The organism is Belliella calami, from assembly GCF_022549695.1.
Taxonomy (GTDB): Bacteria; Bacteroidota; Bacteroidia; order Cytophagales; family Cyclobacteriaceae; genus Belliella; species Belliella calami.
Map to the genome: position 1 here is coordinate 263,815 of NZ_JAKZGS010000001.1, position 18,185 is coordinate 281,999.

Annotated in this window: 18 protein-coding genes; 6 read left to right on the plus strand and 12 right to left on the minus strand. The window is 29.1% G+C overall.

What is annotated here, in order from left to right:
- Positions 1-568: 568 nt before the first annotated feature.
- The 3 genes from MM236_RS01010 to MM236_RS01020 all read left to right on the plus strand — a co-directional run bounded on the left by MM236_RS01010 (position 569) and on the right by MM236_RS01020 (position 2,764).
- Positions 569-1,108 carry a DinB family protein gene (locus tag MM236_RS01010; RefSeq protein ID WP_241273061.1) on the plus strand — a complete coding sequence of 180 codons (540 nt, stop codon included), beginning with the start codon at positions 569-571 and terminating at the stop codon, positions 1,106-1,108.
- Positions 1,109-1,271: 163 nt separating this feature from the next.
- Positions 1,272-1,910: a type IV toxin-antitoxin system AbiEi family antitoxin domain-containing protein gene (locus MM236_RS01015; protein ID WP_241273062.1), complete on the plus strand. Its 639-nt coding sequence runs from the start codon at positions 1,272-1,274 to the stop codon at positions 1,908-1,910.
- Positions 1,907-2,764, plus strand: coding sequence for a nucleotidyl transferase AbiEii/AbiGii toxin family protein (locus MM236_RS01020; RefSeq protein ID WP_241273063.1), 858 nt, complete (start codon positions 1,907-1,909; stop codon positions 2,762-2,764). Before MM236_RS01015 ends, MM236_RS01020 begins: the two co-directional genes overlap by 4 nt.
- A 276-nt stretch (positions 2,765-3,040) precedes the next feature.
- On the opposite strand, the gene MM236_RS01025 is transcribed toward MM236_RS01020, so the two are convergent.
- The 8 genes from MM236_RS01025 to MM236_RS01055 all read right to left on the minus strand — a co-directional run bounded on the left by MM236_RS01025 (position 3,041) and on the right by MM236_RS01055 (position 10,316).
- Positions 3,041-3,745, minus strand: coding sequence for a tetratricopeptide repeat protein (locus MM236_RS01025; RefSeq protein ID WP_241273064.1), 705 nt, complete (start codon positions 3,743-3,745; stop codon positions 3,041-3,043).
- Positions 3,746-3,755: 10 nt separating this feature from the next.
- Positions 3,756-5,171 (minus strand): CCA tRNA nucleotidyltransferase, encoded by a 1,416-nt coding sequence (locus MM236_RS01030; RefSeq protein WP_241273065.1) that lies wholly within the window; start codon positions 5,169-5,171, stop codon positions 3,756-3,758.
- The gene (locus tag MM236_RS01035) at positions 5,168-5,644 is read right to left on the minus strand and encodes a hypothetical protein (RefSeq protein ID WP_241273066.1); all 477 of its coding nucleotides are present in this window, start codon (positions 5,642-5,644) and stop codon (positions 5,168-5,170) included. Before MM236_RS01035 ends, MM236_RS01030 begins: the two co-directional genes overlap by 4 nt.
- Positions 5,645-6,068: 424 nt before the next feature.
- On the minus strand, positions 6,069-6,494 hold the full coding sequence (locus MM236_RS01040; protein ID WP_241273067.1) for a hypothetical protein: 426 nt from the start codon (positions 6,492-6,494) through the stop codon (positions 6,069-6,071).
- A 79-nt stretch (positions 6,495-6,573) separates the two neighbouring features.
- Positions 6,574-6,699, minus strand: coding sequence for a hypothetical protein (locus tag MM236_RS19665; RefSeq protein ID WP_255742196.1), 126 nt, complete (start codon positions 6,697-6,699; stop codon positions 6,574-6,576).
- A gap of 55 nt (positions 6,700-6,754) precedes the next feature.
- On the minus strand, positions 6,755-6,922 hold the full coding sequence (locus MM236_RS01045; protein ID WP_241273068.1) for a hypothetical protein: 168 nt from the start codon (positions 6,920-6,922) through the stop codon (positions 6,755-6,757).
- A 625-nt stretch (positions 6,923-7,547) separates the two neighbouring features.
- A complete protein-coding gene (locus tag MM236_RS01050) occupies positions 7,548-9,194 on the minus strand; it encodes a hypothetical protein (RefSeq protein ID WP_241273069.1) in 1,647 nt (548 codons plus the stop codon).
- A gap of 678 nt (positions 9,195-9,872) precedes the next feature.
- The gene (locus MM236_RS01055) at positions 9,873-10,316 is read right to left on the minus strand and encodes a hypothetical protein (RefSeq protein WP_241273070.1); all 444 of its coding nucleotides are present in this window, start codon (positions 10,314-10,316) and stop codon (positions 9,873-9,875) included.
- A 187-nt stretch (positions 10,317-10,503) separates the two neighbouring features.
- Between MM236_RS01055 and MM236_RS01060 the strand changes: the two genes are divergently transcribed.
- From MM236_RS01060 to MM236_RS01070, 3 genes are all read left to right on the plus strand, one after another.
- Positions 10,504-10,911 carry a hypothetical protein gene (locus MM236_RS01060; RefSeq protein WP_241273071.1) on the plus strand — a complete coding sequence of 136 codons (408 nt, stop codon included), beginning with the start codon at positions 10,504-10,506 and terminating at the stop codon, positions 10,909-10,911.
- Positions 10,912-11,127: 216 nt separating this feature from the next.
- On the plus strand, positions 11,128-11,619 hold the full coding sequence (locus MM236_RS01065) for a hypothetical protein (protein ID WP_241273072.1): 492 nt from the start codon (positions 11,128-11,130) through the stop codon (positions 11,617-11,619).
- Positions 11,606-11,965 carry an HNH endonuclease gene (locus tag MM236_RS01070; protein ID WP_241273073.1) on the plus strand — a complete coding sequence of 120 codons (360 nt, stop codon included), beginning with the start codon at positions 11,606-11,608 and terminating at the stop codon, positions 11,963-11,965. Before MM236_RS01065 ends, MM236_RS01070 begins: the two co-directional genes overlap by 14 nt.
- A 9-nt stretch (positions 11,966-11,974) precedes the next feature.
- Here the strand turns inward: MM236_RS01070 and MM236_RS01075 are convergent, their stop codons facing one another.
- The 4 genes from MM236_RS01075 to MM236_RS01090 form a co-directional block, all read right to left on the minus strand.
- Positions 11,975-12,823, minus strand: coding sequence for a coiled-coil domain-containing protein (locus tag MM236_RS01075; protein ID WP_241273074.1), 849 nt, complete (start codon positions 12,821-12,823; stop codon positions 11,975-11,977).
- 35 nt (positions 12,824-12,858) lie between these two features.
- Positions 12,859-13,752, minus strand: coding sequence for a hypothetical protein (locus tag MM236_RS01080; RefSeq protein ID WP_241273075.1), 894 nt, complete (start codon positions 13,750-13,752; stop codon positions 12,859-12,861).
- A gap of 66 nt (positions 13,753-13,818) precedes the next feature.
- Entirely contained in the window at positions 13,819-14,205 is a 387-nt protein-coding gene (locus MM236_RS01085; RefSeq protein WP_241273076.1) for a hypothetical protein, read from the minus strand.
- Positions 14,206-14,216: 11 nt separating this feature from the next.
- Entirely contained in the window at positions 14,217-18,050 is a 3,834-nt protein-coding gene (locus MM236_RS01090; RefSeq protein ID WP_241273077.1) for a GTA TIM-barrel-like domain-containing protein, read from the minus strand.
- Between the last annotated feature and the right edge of the window lie 135 nt (positions 18,051-18,185).

Here is an 18,185-nt window from a genome sequence, read left to right on the forward strand (position 1 = left end):
CATAAGTCCAAAAAAAAACTATGTGCAACTATGTTACTATGTGGTTCAAATTTTAAAACCACATAGACACATAGATCACAGAGAAAAAAACATAAGTCAAAAAGAAAAAAAACTATGTGCAACTATGTCCCTATGTGGTTCAAATTTTAAAACCACATAGACACAGAGATCACAGAGAAAAACATAAGTCCAAAAAAAAACTATGTGCAACTATGTTACTATGTGGTTCAAATTTTAAAACCACATAGACACATAGATCACAGAGAAAAAAACATAAGTCAAAAAGAAAAAAAACTATGTGCAACTATGTTACTATGTGGTTCAAATTTTAAAACCACATAGTAACATAGATCACAGAGAAAAACATAAGTCAAAAAGAAAAAAAACTATGTGCAACTATGTAACTATGTGGTTCAAATTATAAAAACCACATAGACACATAGATCACAGAGAAAAAACATAAGTCCAAAAAAAAACTATGTGTAACTATGTCCCTATGTGGTTCAAAAAAAACAGATAATTACATTTGAAAATGTAACTTTGTTTACAAACTTCAACTTAATCAAAAATGTCACAATCCAAAAAATACATTTCGGAATTGGAAGAAATCACAAAAGGTGTAAAAAATTCATTTTCTACACTTGAATACGATCTTCTCTTTAAAAAACCAGATGCAAGAACTTGGAGTATTGCAGAAAACTTAGAGCACTTGATTATTTTGAACAGTAGTTATTTTCCAATCTTTGAAAAAGTAAAAAAAGGTACACTTCAAAGAGCCTTTATTTCCAAAATTGGATTTTTCACCAAAATGTTTGGCAACATGATCTACAAATCTGTTTCTGATGGAGGAAAGAAAAAAGTTAAAACTTTCCCTCTCTGGGAACCCAAGTTATATTCCGATCAAGATGAAGCTATTCTGGAGAAGTTTTATGACCATCAAAAATTACTCATTCAGAAAATCCGTGAAATGGAGCCTTTTTTGGGAAAAGGAATAATCATCCATTCTCCCGCCAATAAAATTGTCGTTTATTCCCTAGACAAAGCTCTGGAAATAATTGTTGCACATGAAAAAAGACATTTGGAGCAGGCTCAAAGATTGATTATATGATGGTTTTGAAACACCAAAAAAAATAAACTACAACTAAGTAAAGTCTAGAATTCATTATTTGATCTGATTTTTTTTTAACTTAAAGATTGATAGCTGATAAAAAACGTCAAATATTTTGTGTTTAATCGGTTTTTTTCCGATTATTATATAAATTTTTTACAATATGGAATTTAAAGACCTTCTAACAGACTATCAAGAGCAACCTCTCACTAGGCAGGTAATATTATCTCTATTGAAAGATTATAAGAGACCCAATGACAAGATTTCTGAGCTCATAAAAGATGGAATGCTGATTGGCTTGAAAAAAGGACTATATGTACCTGGTCCAAAGAGCAAAATCATCAGGCCAGAGTTATTTTTAATTGCCAATCACTTATGGGGGCCTAGCTATATTTCTATGGAGACTGCGCTTTCTTACTGGGGAATGATACCTGAACGAGTATTTGAAACAACTTCAGTTACAATAAAAAGTGCAAAAGTTTTCAAGACTGAATTAGGAAAATTTAGCTATAAGAAAAGTCAATTACCATATTATGCTTTTGGTATTAAAACAGAACAACTTTCACCTCGGCAAGCTGTAATGATAGCTTCACCTGAAAAAGCAATTTGTGACAAAATAGTAATGACATCAGGAGTAAATTTAAGAAGTTCCAAGCAGGTGATGGAATACTTGACCGAGGATTTGAGACTTGAAGAAGAAGTCTTACTAAAGTTAAATGTAGACATAATCGATTCATGGATTTCAAATGCTCAAAAACAAAGTACTTTACAAATGTTTATTAAAACTATTCAAAAGTTATGATAAAGGAATGGATAGAGGAGTATAACCCAAAAACACAAGAGGAAGTATTTGCTGCACTTCGTGAGGTAATGCAAGAAGTAACACTTGCAGGTTTACAGCGTGCAGGTTTCTTCGAAAGAGCAGCTTTCTATGGAGGAACAGCTTTACGGATCTTTTATGGCTTGGATAGATATTCTGAAGACCTTGACTTCTCCCTTCTTGAAGTCAATCCAAATTTTTCTTTAGAGGTATATTTCGATGCTATAATTTTAGAATTCGAGGCATTAGGAATGAAAGTTACCATTAGCGAAAAAAACAAAGCACATAATTCTAATATAGATTCGGCTTTTTTGAAGTCTTCAACGGCCTGGAAAGAATTGACACTAGATGGGATCATTCCTCAATCAGGAATCAAAATCCAACCAAGCATAAAAATAAAGATTGAGGTAGATAGACAACCGCCTTTAGGTTTTGAAACAGAGGAAAAATTACTCTTACGACCTTTTTCGTTTTATGTCAAATGTTTTACTTTACCTAGTCTATTTGCAGGGAAGATGCATGCCTTGCTTTTTAGAAAGTGGCTAAAAAGAGTCAAAGGAAGGGATTGGTATGATTTGGAATGGTATATCAAAAAGGGAGTCTCTTTAGACCTTAATCATTTTTTACTAAGGGCTAAAGACAGTGGAGATTGGGTTGATGATTCTATTTCTAAAGAACATATTACCAATCTATTGATAGCTAAAATTGAAAATGTCAATTTTGACCGTATTCGGGAAGATATTGTACGATTTATCCCAAATGATTCAGGATTGGAAATTTGGAGTTCTAAGTATTTTTTGGACTTGATTGAAAAATTAAGGTTTAAAGAAATCTAAACCTGAGAACCTTCAGAATATTCTGATTTCTAAATTTGATTATCCGCTATTTTGCCAGTAAAGAAGATATAAACCATCAGGTTGCGGATAATCGTCAACTGGCAACGGACGACAGTCAGTATTGAAAATCCGTTGTTGGAGAAACTTTGTTTGACTAGTTCTGAAGTAGCTTCTATACATATTACTAAATAAGCCATTTTAATTTTCAGTCTCAAAAAAAATCCTCAGCTCAAAAAAGAACTGAGGAATTGAAAATCTGATATTAGAAGTCGAAAATTAAAGCCCTTTCAAACCTTCTTTAGCCAATTCAAAGTTTGGTTCCAATGCCAATGCTTCTTCGAATGCTTTTCTAGCATCTTCCTTACTTCCCTGTTCTACAAAAACCAAAGCTTTAAGATTCAAAGCTGCCGCTTTCATACTCACTTCTTGTGTTTGATTGTTTTCTATTGGGAATCCCAATTTTTGTTCAGCAGATTTTGAATTTTTCACAATCATATTGATTGAATTCAATGCTTCTTCATGCTTCTTCAGTGAATACTGTAAATAAGCCGATTTGTATAGCGCAAAAACATCATCAGTCAAAAGATGTAATCTTTCAAACTGCGTCAGCGCCCTTTCCATTGCTCCAATTTGCTCTAAAGAGTATGCTGCAATTTCCAATGCTTCGACGCTTCTGTCATTTACTTGCAAAACATCCAAAGCTGCCAAAGCTGCACCGCTGAACTGATTGCTATCATAATATAAAGAAGCTAGCAATTCACCATACCTTGAATTCGTTGGATTTCTTTCCAACAATTCCATCAGTTTCATTCTTGCTACTGCAAAATCGTTGTACCTCAATGCCAACTGATAGACCCTCTGATCTGTCTCATTCTTTTGTCTAACTGTCTCTGTGACCGGTGCAGCGGTATCAGTTTCTTGTGCGAAAGCTGGCGAAGCCGCCATAGTTAGAATGACAAGGAGTAATTTAAATCTGTTCATAATTTTGATTCTATTTGCTTTTCAGTCCTCTTTTTTCTGCTAAACGGTATAATAACTGTAAAGCCTCTTCTTTATTGTTTTGAATTTGTCCTTCGAGAATTGCCTCTTTGATTTCTTCTTTCAATTCGCCAATGATTCTCGATGGTTCGATGCCAAAAATAGACATAATTTCTTCTCCTGAAACAGGTGGTTGAAAATTTCTTACATGATCCTTCTCTTCGACCTCCAAAATCTTCTGTTCTACCTTGTCAAAATTAGCCAAATACTTTTGGACTTTATTGTTATTCTTGGAAGTCACATCGGCCCTACAAAGCTTCATCAAATCATCTACGTCATCCCCTGCATCAAACAACAATCTTCTTATGGCAGAATCAGTCACTTTATCACTTACCAAAGCAATAGGACGCAAATGAAGTCTCACCAATTTTTGAACATATTTCATCCGTTCATCCATTGGTAATTTTAACCGTCGGAATATCGCTGGAGTCATTCTTGCACCTTTGTCTTCATGTCCATGAAATGTCCAGCCAACTTTCTGATTGAAACGCTTGGTAGCTGGCTTGGCTATGTCATGCATGATCGCTGCCCAACGTAACCAAAGGTCGTCTGTAAATACAGTAATATTGTCCAAGACTTGAAGTGTATGGTAAAAATTATCCTTATGCGATTTATCTCCCACTGAGTCAACTCCCTGTAATTCGACCATTTCCGGAAAAAACTGATGCAGCAATTTACTGGCAAAAAGCAGTTTGAATCCATAAGAAGGTGTCTTTGACAAGATGATTTTATTCAGTTCTTCGATAATCCTTTCACCCGAAATAATACTAAGCCTTTCAGCATTTTGCATCAGTCCGTCAAAAGTATCTGCATCAATATCAAAATTAAGCTGCGTTGCAAATCGAACAGCACGCATCATCCTCAAAGGATCATCCGAAAAAGTAACATTAGGATCTGTAGGAGTTTTGATGATTTTCCTTTTGAGATCCTTTAACCCATCGAATGGATCTATCAACTCCCCAAATCTAGATTCATTGAGGCAAATAGCCATTGCATTGATCGTGAAGTCTCTTCGCTCTTGATCTTCCTGTAGCGTCCCATCTTCCACTATTGGCTTTCTGGAATCCAATCTGTAGGATTCTTTTCTAGCACCTACAAACTCGAGTTCGTAGTCATCCATCTTGATCATTGCTGTACCAAAATTCTTGAATACAGACAATGGAACATGCTTATCAAAGCTTTCAGAAACTTTGGTAGCGAGTGCAATCCCAGAACCAACACATACAAAGTCTAGGTCTTTGCAGGGTCTTCCTAATATCAAATCTCGGACATAACCTCCTACCACATAGGTCTCCAAGTCCATTTCATCGGCTATCTCCCCTATTTGTTTGAATATGGGTAAAGCTTCTAGTTTTTCTCTGAAATTCATCCTTTTATAATCTTCACATCTCCATCTGGACTCAGAAACATTTCTTTCACATCCGGACCAAACAATGGAAATCTTTCATTTGTCTCGAAGTCTGCACTTGCTGTGACTTCCCTCTCTTGATAGATCACAGGCTGACCAAAAGCAAAAAGCACTTTATTCCAATAATCGTTTCTGATCAATGAAAATTTAACTCTCCCTTCTACTATTGGACCCTTTTGCAAAACTCTGTTGACTGGGCTATGATAGATGGTAGCTTTGGTGGCATACTCTACAATATCCAAAGACACTTCAGAAAACTGCTCTGTAATGGATCTAATTTGAAATAGGTCAAAAAATAAAAACGTGCCATCAGCAGAGTCTTTTTCTACATTCCACAGATGGGGAATGATCAATTCAATGGTTTTAGAATTCCCCTCTTTGATCTTGACCCGACCATTCGCTTTTATATGTTTTGCAACTGCTGTATTTTCCACTTTTATCAAATTTTGTCAAAAATACGGGAGATTATCGGGAATTATAGTGGTTTTGTTCAAAAATTGGAAAGCAAGCGAATTGTGAAGAAAGAATTTTCTTCCCCAAATTTCCCCAAATCATCAGCGTATCCAATTATTTGCTTACCTTTGTATCCCATATGTATTAATAGGATTTAAATGTATTTAAACAGGCTTATTGTACAACACTGTAATAAACTAAGTAATTTTTAGACTTAATAATCAATGCTTTTACACCCTTTAATAAAAAATCCTGCTACCATTGGCAACAGGATTTTCCTAAATGAAAAGTTTATGGAGATTATATTAATGCTCTTTAAAACTAACAATTAATTTTAAAAATCAAAAATATTACACTTTAAACTTTAATTGAATAGTGTTCTTATTTCTCCCATTCTCGTATCTGTTAGCTCTTAAAATCCTTTTCCGATATCATTACATCATTTACTTCAAAGTCTTCTGTAATAGCTTTATTTTGGCTCATTTCAATCACCATATCTAACAACTCATAAAACAATTCTTTTTTCATAATTGCATATTCACCTTTATGAGTAATCTTTGAAAGAAGTATGATTTTTTCATCTTTGTTTTTGGCTTGAATATCAGTTATCAACTTTTGATAGTTTACACATTTACCAGTGCATTTTAATTGGTATTGAAAATCTTTAGTACTTAAATCAATACCTCTATCATCTAAGGCTTTTGAATTGTATCTATTGGTTAATATTTTTTGATTGTATTTAACTGATAACTCATTTGCTATTAATCTTTCGTAGCTGTGACCTTTGGCACGAACATTCAATTTCTTTTTTGGTTCTGATTTTTCAATCACTTGTAATCTATTTAATCTAATTGTAATTTTAAATTACCCTGCAATTATGAACTACAGGGTAATTGATTAATAGGGAGATTTAATTTTTTCTTTCTTCAATAACATCTGGTATGTCAGTAATTTTCTTTAATTTCTTGATTTCTTCTTCAGTAAGGTTTGGAATTACTGTTTCTGGTTCACTTGCTTTGATATTTTCTTCGTTCATAATTTTTATATTTTTTGTTTATTTGTTTATAAATACTTTACTTTTTTTATTTTATTTACTTTTTAATTTTTCCCATAAAATCTTCCCAAGAAATCCATCCTTTATCTTTATAATAATCTTCAGGGTTAGATGGAATGTGAATAGGTTTTTTTCCAGACTTACAGTAATTAATCCAAATTTGTTTCAATTCAAATTCTGTACAATATTGTTTTTTCTGCTCCATAATTTTTATCTTTTCTGTTTTTCTGTTTTTAATTGTTTCTACAAATTTTTAATCTAATGCCGTATTCGAGTCCTTTAATATATCTTTGATGATAATGATTTATACTTGAACATACATAATTAGGACTAATATCATATGAATCATTTTCATATAAAATATAATTTTGATTATCACTTAATAAATCATAAACAATACTTCCTGCACTTTCAGTATCTATTGATTTACTTGTTATGTATTTGTTAATTGAATTAGTCATTTTATTTATTTATATATAAATACTATTGTTTTTGTTTTTTACTCAATTTTCACAATAAATATTTTACTTATCTTAATTAATAGTACTACTTTAAACCAAAAGAAGATAACAGCTTTTACACCGTTATCTTCCGCATTTTAACATACATAGTATGTGGATGGAGTTACTAATCAATAATAAATTATTTACAGTTTCACTCCCAACGTAAATTAATTTACGTTGTTGATTATGTTATACCATACAAGTATTCACAACACACCGTCATCTTCTAAACATAACATCAGCAAAGGTAATTGATTATATATATACAAAGCAAATTTATATGTAATTAATTTTCAAGTATTTATATATAATATATAACTTCATTAATTACGCCACTTCCAACGCTGGAATATGTATATTGTATAGTTCTATTTCTTCTTTTGCTTTCTTCTTTAAAAGTTCAAATACTTTGATATGTCTTGCATCACCTTTTTCTAATTCTGTAAAATCAACTAACTTTTCACGGCTAATTATTAATTTATGTCCATCAATTTTTGTTATAATTGAAAGAAGATTAAAGTTGAAAAATGTTAATGGTATTTTTTTAATATATTCATTCAATAAATAATATTCATCAACCTTTGTAAAATCAACCAACCTAACCAATTCTTTAATAATATCAGTTGTTATTGGCTTACCTATTATGTTATCTACAGCACTAAAAAAAGCTTTATTTGCATACCCATCTAAGTAATTAATAGAAGTATCACTATTACTTGCAGAATCAGCCGTTTTTAAAGAGATTTCTTCAATTTCATCTACTTGTATCACTTCTGGTAAAGTCTCCTGTATGGGCTTTATTAAAGCTTGTTGAATAGGGTTAATTTCAGCTGTATTGATAGCATATTGATTATTAATATTAATTGTTGCTGTAATACCAAAATCATTAAAAGTTGAAATTAAAGCATCTTTAATCAAATCTAGGTTTGATTCATTACTATAAAGTGAATCGTGAATTGAAAGTACATCAATTTGGTAATCAATCTTATTTAAAGCTGTAAAAATTAAATTTGCTTCTTCCTGTTGCATTGAATGTGCTAATGCTTTATAATCATCTTTTTTTAATTCTTTAACAATCAAAAATACTTGGTTGAAATTCTTTTCAAATTTCTTACTGATTAGTGATTTAGATGATTTACTAAAAAAACATTTAAATACAGATTTTTTAATTTTTGTTCTATCATCAGATTTTTTCCATTTCATAAAAGTTTCATATAATTTACCATTTCCAACTAATCTAAAAAATTCATTAGTTCTTTTTGTTGGTTGAATATTATAATTAACTATATATTTTTTAATTACTTCTGAAATAAAAATCATTTGGCTGTTAACTATGTCAACAAATACCAAATTTTCATTATTCAATCTTAATTTACTTCTTAATGATGTAGGTAGGTTACAAAAATTATTGTAAATTCTTTTTCCCTTATTTCCTACTTTTTGAAAAGGATTATTAATTAATTCATCTAAAAATAATTTTTCAATATCAGTTAAACTATCTTGATTAATATGATTATGTTGAAGATTTGACATACATCTAAACAATCTTGATAATGTTTGTGAATCCTTTTGTACTCTAATATCTTTTTCTTGCTCTTTTTGCTGGATTAATTTACTTATAAATCTACTATCAGTAAATTCATATTGTTTGATATTTGATTTATCAATTAGTATATAACCATTGCTTCTAATTCCAACAAAGTATTTTGATGATTTTTCAATGATACCTAGGTTGATTAAATTATTAATGATTTGAATGTAGTAATCAACACCAATTATTTTACATAATAATTCTTTAGATAATCTACATTCAACATCTTGTTTATTTATTGTTTGATGAACGTAAATTTTATTGATTACCCAAAAATATTTTGGTAAATGATTCTTAATATGTTTTTTTGTAATACCTATTTCAAGAAGTCTTTCTGTTAGTTCTTCAGGTGTTGAAGGGGAATAAAATTTTAAGGTTTTCATTATGGTGTTTGTATTGATAAAAATAATTTATTTGAAAAAGTGTTTAAAAATAGTGATAGATACTAGCTACATATCTATCACTTAAATTACAATCAAACACCACATCAAATTGTATTATGTAATTAACCTTATGTCAATCACTTTCTTATTTATAAATACTTTAAAAAAATAAATAATATTAATTTCAATGTTAATTAATTGTTAATATTTCTTACATTATATTTATAATATTACAAAGCTAAATTATTGATAAACATTAAGCAAATAATATTACAATTATTATAAATATATTTATATAACATATATATTTTAATTAATTACTGATATGTTACATATCTAAAAAATAAAAAAAAAATAATAATATATATAATATACCTTATGTGTACGAAACTGGAAAAGGTATTTTGAGTTTCCATATTTTCTTTATATGTGTACGGAGTTTAAAATAATATTATCTTATATGTGTACGTAGTTTTATTTCTTTATATGTGTACGGAGTTTACTCTATATAGGGTAACATACAATCTTATATGTGTACTGACTTTTATTTTCTTTATATGTGTACGGAACTAATAATATTAAAATGAGTTTCCTTTATATATCTATACAGTTTTAAACATAAAAAAAAGGATACCTATTATGATATCCTTAATATTTACTGATAAATTAACTTATCGTTTATTTTGATGATTTTTTTAAATCAAGTGTAAACCATCTCATAAAAGTTTGATAATTAATATCATTTTCTTTTGCAAATTGTGTTTTACTCTTACCAGACTTTTCATAAGCATTTAAATAAGCAATAATATCACCATCTTCATATGTTTTTCTCTTTGATGATTTCTTTGAATTATCAGTTGGCGTTTTTTTAAGTTTAATACCAGAAAACTTTTCACCTCTTAATTGATTTAAAACAACTCTTAAGTCTTCTATTAACTCATCATCATCAACATCAACACCAGCTTCTTTTAATTTCCTCTTAGCCTCTATCTTTGGATTGATAGGTTTAACCATTATACCTTTTTCAGCAGCTTCTTCAGGCTTAATTTGATTCCCTTTGTCATCAATATAATAGATGTCTTGTTTAATTGTTGATAGTATTTCTTTCAATAAATCTTTCATATTTATATATTTTAATTGATATGATTTTAATTATATGTAAATGTAGATAAATAAATAATATACAATATATATAAGTAAAAAATAATTTACCTCATATTCAATACATTATAAAAAAAGTTATATTATTTTATTAAAAAATCTAAATTTTTAAAATTATGTAGTATTTATAATTGTTAAACAAATATTAATGAAAACTAATAATGATTTCAAATATGATTTAAAAGTAGGACAACAAAAAGAAAATGAATTAGCTTCTATATTATCTGATTCAACACTAGAAGTTAAATATGATAGATATTCTAACAATCTATTTTTTATTGAATTCTATAAAAAATTAAAGAACGGTAAATATAAAAGAACTGGATTAAGTAAAACAGAAGCAAATTATTATGCCTTATGCAAATCCAATTCATTTTTAATCATTCCAACATCAACTTTAAAGAACTTTTTGAAATCAATTTTTGAAGAAAAAAAGAAAGTAGGATTTAAATTAAAAGATATGGTAATGATAACTGGTACATATGCAGTTGGAATTATCATTGACTTAACAGAACTAAACAATTATTTATTAAAAGAAAGAGAAACAAACATATGAACAACAAAATTAAAACACCCTCACAGAAGCTAATATATACGCTTGTAGCCATTTATTATTTATCTGCATCATTTGCCATAGCAGGATTATTCAACCTCTTAGATACGCTAATACCGATTGAAATAAGTCAATTCTTGGTAAAGTATCTACCTGTTTTTTTGCTAGTATTTATCATACTACAATTGATAATAATTTTAGGTAATCACTTTAAAAAAAATGCAAAATGATTTGATTGAATTCGTACAAAAACTTGCCCATAAAGTAGTACAGAAAAATAATAGACATTATGAAGATGTAATTCAAGACACATTGATAACACTTTTTGAAGAAAACATAAATGAAGTTGATGGTAATGAATTAAGGGTTAACCACCTTCTAACCTACCATTTTAACAGATACCACCGTAAAGACCGTAAAGAGTTGCGTTATGGCAATATAAGTAAGTTTGATAGTGTTGAAGTATCAGTTGATAATATAGATGCAAACAAGCTAAATGATATCTATCTAGTGTATAAGAATCAAACAAAAATGAAAGCTGAAAATCTTGAACTATTTTTTAAGATTAAATTTTTGAAACTTAAATATAAAGATATCAATGCAGATACAGCAACAAATAGAAAGATTGTAAATAGGGTATTTTCTGATTTTAAAAAGTATCTAATCAAAAATAACATTGAATTAAACCACTTTTTTGATGAACAAAAATAAGTATAGTAGTGGTTTTGAAAATGAATTTTATCACACATCAGAATGGATTAAAATAAGAAACTATTATTTCCAAATAAACCCATTATGTGAATTATGCAATCAATATAATATAGTTACACCTGCCAAAGTTGTTGACCATATTTTGCCAAGAAGAATTTGCAAACAACATGAATTGAATATTGATAATTTTCAATCATTATGTCAAAAATGTCATAACCAAAAAACTATGATTGAAATTAAAGTAAATGATTTAGATACTTTTATTATTGAGCTGGATGAGGGTAAATTACAGCATATAACTAGACCCGAAAAGAAGCTGGTATTATTGAAGTTGTTAAAAAAATAAGGGGTTAATTTAACCCTTTATTTTTTTCATTGATTCTAAATATTTATCAATTATCAAAATCAATATATAATCCTGTTCATTTTTAATATTATCATCATATTTATCTAAAAATTCTTTTAAATTTTTTGTCCTTTCACCCATCACTTGATTATTCTTAAAAAGAACTTTTATTAAATCTAAACTTATTAAATTATCAATATAATTTGTTTTTTCTTGAAGTTGATAATCATTAACATTTATTAAATCTATCCACTCCTTTATTAAATCTCGAACATTATCATTAATAAGTTTTTCATTCATCAATTGATTTTGAACGCTTGTATTTGCAGTTGTCAACTGACTAATTTTAGTTTTATTGGTATTATTCTCTTCTTGTAAATTGGTACTAAAAGTCCTTATTCTTTCAATTTCAGCATCCTTTATATCAATATTTCTCCTTAAATCTTCAATTTCACTATTAAGTTGGTCAACTTTAATTGCTTTAGTTTTTAATAAATTATATTTAAATTCTGCTTCTGCAACTTTTTCTTTTTCCTTGAATTGTTTGGCTAATCTTTCATACAATCTTTCTTTACGTTTTAATATTAATTTATCAGGAAAATATTCAACTAAAAGAAAAAAACCATTTGATACAATAATTACTATAATGGCAACGCCTAATGGGTTTAATAAATTTGTCCAAATGTCAATATAATTTTCATTTATGTGTTTTAGCCTATAACTAACTTCTTGATTGGAGTAAACAAAGTACGCTATACCTTGCCAGTTCCAAACTAACCACAAAAATAAAAATGTGAAAAAGAATGGGTTTGATAATCTTTCCTTAAAGAATTCATTCAAATCTTTTAGCCAAGTCATGAGATACTATTTAGTTGAATTTTATATATTATTTTTTACTTACTTTCTAAATTTTTCTTGAGGTAAGTATCAATTATGAGTAACGCAATCACATGATTAGGTAAATTTTCACCATAATAATTCTTAATTGAATTCACCAAATTTATAATTTCAATCTCAAAACTAGAAGCATTGGAAGGTGTAAAAGCCTTTTCTATCAATTCATCAATCTTATTATCCTTAAAGAAATTTATACTTTTTAAACTTGTAATTTCCTCCCAAGTAAATTTCATCTCACTTGGCATTTCTTTAATATAAAATCGATTTACATAAAATTTTATAAAATTGATTATTTCTCTTTTGAAACTTTCACTTTGTGCTTCTAAATTGTTGAATTCTTCATTTTTGAGTTTTAGCTTTTCAATCAAATCAACCTCTCTATTGGTGATTTCTTTTATCTCTGTGGATTTTTCGTTGACGTTAGCATTTAAATTTAAAATAGTTGAATTTAATGTTTTTATTTCTTCTTGATGAAACTCAACTTGCTCTTTCAATTCATCAATTGTTTTAACACCTTTCAATGCTAATTCAAATTGAGCTTGTTCAACTGCATAATCTTTTCTAAATGTATATTCTTCTTTTAATTTATCACTGTTCTTTTTGATTCTCTTTAAAGAAAAATAATTTGTTGAATACTCTAATGCAAAGTAGATTATATCCGAAATTAATATTGAAACAATTGTAAATACTATAGGATATATAAGGTTATAGTTCCAATCTTTATAATTTAATACTATGTAGTTTAATGTGTCCTTAATATCATCCTTTGAATAGATAAAATATGCAATTCCTTTCCAGTTCCAAATAATCCAGAAAAATAAGAATGTTGTGAAAAAGGGATTTGAAACCCTTTCTTTTAAAAATTTCAAAATATCATTAACCCAACTCATATATTTTAGATTTTTTCTAAAAATAGTAAAATCTACTTAAATAATAAGGGTTAATTTAAACCCCTCCTATAATGCAGTTGTAGAAAGGTTTCCAGAATCATCTACAGATAATAACCACCTTGAATTATTTGGTGATTGTAATATGATACCATTTACTTCAATATTTTCATCTCTTTTTAAATATCTCTCATCACCCCAATCAACATCAAATTCTAAAATACCATCTAATGTAATTTCACCAGTCAACCCAACACCAGTATTTACATTTGTGACTGTTCCAACATTCCAAACCCTATCAGCATTCAAATCTTGGTCAATACCATTAATAGTTAAAGTTCTGCTATTGGGTACTAAATCCAACCTGTTTACAGCACCAAGATTTCCTGTTTTAATAGTGGTGTTTTTTTCAGCTCTATTGTATTTGAGTTTCTTGTTTATATTTATGTTAATCATATCAAAAAATTTTATTCAATCCAATTTCTACCCATTAACCAATGTCCTTTGGCATAATTAACCCCATCGCTCCAAACCTCTAATTTATTTGGAAAAGTTGGGTATGGTCTTCCATCCCAAGTCCAAGCAAATAACATATCAGTATCAATCATCTTATTTTGATAAACACTACTAATCGGATTATTTGTTGAATCATTCCAATACTCTAAAAATGCTTGATAATATCTTTCCTGTATCAAATCATCTCTTTCACTATTTGAGTACCTTGGTGCAGTGGATTCACTTGATTTTGGGTCTAAGAACTTATTAGGTTCATTCGTACCTTTATCTATTGCACTACACCCAAATTCAGTATATACAATTCTTTTACTTTGAGGTTTCCAAGATGTTCGTGTACCAGGAAATTCAAAAGCCAATCTATTAAAGTGATTATTCAACCACCAATTTTTATTGTCTTTAACCCTATAATTGAAATCATCTATTGGGGTTCTAATTTGATTCTCTCTATCACTATCATTGGCATAGAAATAATCATATAATTCACCACCCTCAATTTGAGATTTTAGATAATCAACATTATATATACTACCCCAAACATCTTTATCAAGGTGTTCACCATCTCGCCAATCACTTAATGGAATATAGTTATCAATACCAATAAAGTCACAATTTGGATTCATCCAAAGACTATCCAAATGATGCAATAAATCCCCTGTTCCGTCTTGTGGTTGATATGGTGTTACCTCAGTCCAATCACTTGCATAAGTCAACTCAACACTATCACCCATTATTAACCTACAATCATCTAACAGTTTATTAAATTCAGTAACGGCTGGGAATGTAGTCCTAGCACTCCTTAACCAAGTCAAACCCCTCATTTCCGTACCTACTGCAAAAGCATCAACACCACCAGCTACTACACAAAGATTTGCATAATGTAGAATCATTTTTCTATAACTGTCTTGTGGTGTTCCTGAATATTGAACTGTATCACCTACTATTTCAAAATCATCTACAGTACAATCACCAAAGAAATTAGATACCGCTGTATTGACAAAACTTGTGTTATCCAATTCAGGCATAACAGATATCCTACCTCTCCAAGGAAAAATAGGTTGTTCAAACTCTCCAGTTGGTGAAGGTAAACCATTGCCTTCTTTGATATCCATCAATATAAATGGATAGAATAGTACCTTATAACCTTGTCTTTTCAATTCCTGAATACCTTCAATTATACTTTTGTCGCTTGGTGTACCACCGTATGCCAATCCTTCAAAAGTGTTTTCATTGTCTTCACTTATAAATATTGAATCAATATCAATTAAGATATCACTTACAATTGGTGGTGTTAACCAACTATCACCAATGGACATTTGTAAATCTATTTGGGAATGAATACCACTATTAAATCTAAATTCAACCGTAAACCATTCATCAAGTTTGGCTGTATATATTTTTTGGTCAAGTTCAACAAAACCATTACCACCCTCAACCCTTGCCCATACTGTTTGATTATCAGTATTCAATGCCTTGACATTATATTTAATAATGTAATCAGTATTGGTTGATACGGTGAAATTGGTTGCAAACTTATTGAATCCTGTATTAACATGTTGAACCCTTATTGCAGTCATTTCACCCCTTAAACCTTCTGCAAAGTTTGGTGTAAGTGTAACATTAGAATCTGCATAGTATGAACCATTATAAAATGAAGTGTTAAAATATGATGGTACTTTTCCGTTTTCTCGGTTGTAATCCGATACTATCCAATCATTAGGTGTACTAGCACCTTCTTTATGTTCTGTCTTTGGTAGTATTTTACAAAAGTCTGCCCTTAAATCAGTACCAAACCAAGATACAATTAATGATACATATTTAGTTGCAGGAATATCCCTTTTTAGATTAGATACTGCAATTTCAAAATCACTTGTATTTGGTGAATCATCAACATTTTGGTTTTGGAACTTTGAAAAATCAGAATCATCAGTATAAGTTGTAATTGTAGTACTATAAACAGACTCGCCAGTACTTGGCAACATACACATACCAGTGATATAATCCTTTAACCTCCTTACATTCTGTTTATTCTCTATCAATTCAATTGAATATGTACCCTGTTTATCATTGTAATTGAATTTATGGATTGCATAATCTTTGCCACCAATATTTAAACTAGACAATACATTAAATTCAGGGTTGTCATATACTTTCAATTCACCAGTAATATATTCTTGTTGGAATCCCAATTGTTCCAAAGATTGTGTTAAAAGAAAATCATAGATATCTAAATTTTCAAGTTGTAAACCAGTGTAATCCCTTTTTCTCCTAACAAATGATTTAATCATAAATGGTGTACCATTACTTTTCAATAGAGAATATTTATAATTAGCTTCTTCAAGATTAATGTAAAAAAATTCTTTATCCCGATTCAAATTATAGTTAAAAACATTCCTATTTGTACCCCCTTCATATCTTAATTCTTCAAGACCAATATTATCAATTTTTACCATATCCAACTTGGATATTATCATCTTAACACCTTGAATTCTTATTTCATTTGAACTTGGTAAAGCGGATTCATTTGTTACTAAATATGGATGAAAGAACCTAAAAGTAAATTCATTTACCCCCACCAAAACAGGCATATCCAATGAATAATCAAGACCGTCAATTAATGTTCCCACACTTAATAAATCAAACCCTTGACTACTATTTACTTCAATATTAACAGGTCTTGTAATATATGTTGGTGGCACGTTCAAACCTTGGTTTACATTGTATTCAACATCATTATTAATTGCTCTTATGTTGTAATAGATTCTTATATCTGTGTTTTCTTCAACCTGCTTAATCTTGTTTTCAAGTATTAATTTATCATTGTCAGGCAATAAATTAAAGTCCTCATCACTAATCCCATAATCAATATCAAACCTAACATTGAAACTCAATCTATAATCAAATGAATTTGAGTTTGATGAAATCACAAAAGGTATAGAATTTTCAATGTAAACATCCCTATAATCTCTATCAGCTCTTGGTGATGTTCTGCTTCCTTGCATATCCGCTATAGTATAAAAATAGATTTCATCGTTAATAACTTCAATGGGTATTTGGATGAAAACATAGTGATTCATTTTAACTATGTTATCAAATTTATTGGCATCTAAATAATTTGGTGCAGAATCAAAATTGTGAAACACTTCCATTTTTTTCAGTGAATCCCAAAAGGTTGAAAACTTACTTTTATTTATAAATCTATGGTTTTCATCAATTTCAAAAGATTGGTTTACATTTATAGACTCTGAATCATTTTCAAAATCTACTAGTTTTGGGTTCTTGTTAAATTCAAAATTTGTTATCAATAATCTATCAATGTATAATAGATAGGTAAAATTGAAAGTACTTGCCAACCTTTCCAAAAACTCATATAAACTCAATGGGTTATTATCAGCATCAAATAACGAATTTCTATTAATATGTACCAAGTCCAAAAGGTTTGAATCAACATCAGTTGTATTTGCCAAAAAATCATTAAACAGAATATCACTTTCACTATTGATATTATGATAAAGTAACCTATTTACATTTGAATAGATTGAATATAAACTATAGACTTGATTGAAAGGTAAACCCAAATCATTTACATTATATACCTTTAATCTACTAATAGCATCATAAAATTTAAGTGTTAAAAATGGATTGTTATTATCATCCCCTTCGCTGTATTGCTCCGCCAAAATATAACCATTCCAAAGATTAACACCATTTCTATAGTATTTTAAAATGAAATCATCTTCATCCTGTATCTCTTTGAAATCATTAATCAATTCCAAAGATTCTTTCAATTCCAATTGAATGTAAGAACTTTTGAAGGTTGCAAATTGATATTCATCACTAGACTCATAAGCGTATTGAACAGGGTTTGCACTACCAACCAATTCAATAATATCACCCGAATAGTTCTTTTTTAGAATATCAAT

Coding starts and splice junctions, on each gene's coding strand:
- MM236_RS01060 (WP_241273071.1), top strand. CDS start 10,504: ATGAAAACTAATAATGATTTCAAATATGATTTAAAAGTAGGACAACAA.
- MM236_RS01045 (WP_241273068.1), bottom strand. CDS start 6,922: ATGGAGCAGAAAAAACAATATTGTACAGAATTTGAATTGAAACAAATT.
- MM236_RS01070 (WP_241273073.1), top strand. CDS start 11,606: ATGAACAAAAATAAGTATAGTAGTGGTTTTGAAAATGAATTTTATCAC.
- MM236_RS01075 (WP_241273074.1), bottom strand. CDS start 12,823: ATGACTTGGCTAAAAGATTTGAATGAATTCTTTAAGGAAAGATTATCA.
- MM236_RS01010 (WP_241273061.1), top strand. CDS start 569: ATGTCACAATCCAAAAAATACATTTCGGAATTGGAAGAAATCACAAAA.
- MM236_RS01025 (WP_241273064.1), bottom strand. CDS start 3,745: ATGAACAGATTTAAATTACTCCTTGTCATTCTAACTATGGCGGCTTCG.
- MM236_RS01055 (WP_241273070.1), bottom strand. CDS start 10,316: ATGAAAGATTTATTGAAAGAAATACTATCAACAATTAAACAAGACATC.
- MM236_RS01050 (WP_241273069.1), bottom strand. CDS start 9,194: ATGAAAACCTTAAAATTTTATTCCCCTTCAACACCTGAAGAACTAACA.
- MM236_RS01080 (WP_241273075.1), bottom strand. CDS start 13,752: ATGAGTTGGGTTAATGATATTTTGAAATTTTTAAAAGAAAGGGTTTCA.
- MM236_RS01015 (WP_241273062.1), top strand. CDS start 1,272: ATGGAATTTAAAGACCTTCTAACAGACTATCAAGAGCAACCTCTCACT.
- MM236_RS01065 (WP_241273072.1), top strand. CDS start 11,128: ATGCAAAATGATTTGATTGAATTCGTACAAAAACTTGCCCATAAAGTA.
- MM236_RS19665 (WP_255742196.1), bottom strand. CDS start 6,699: ATGAACGAAGAAAATATCAAAGCAAGTGAACCAGAAACAGTAATTCCA.
- MM236_RS01085 (WP_241273076.1), bottom strand. CDS start 14,205: ATGATTAACATAAATATAAACAAGAAACTCAAATACAATAGAGCTGAA.
- MM236_RS01030 (WP_241273065.1), bottom strand. CDS start 5,171: ATGAATTTCAGAGAAAAACTAGAAGCTTTACCCATATTCAAACAAATA.
- MM236_RS01020 (WP_241273063.1), top strand. CDS start 1,907: ATGATAAAGGAATGGATAGAGGAGTATAACCCAAAAACACAAGAGGAA.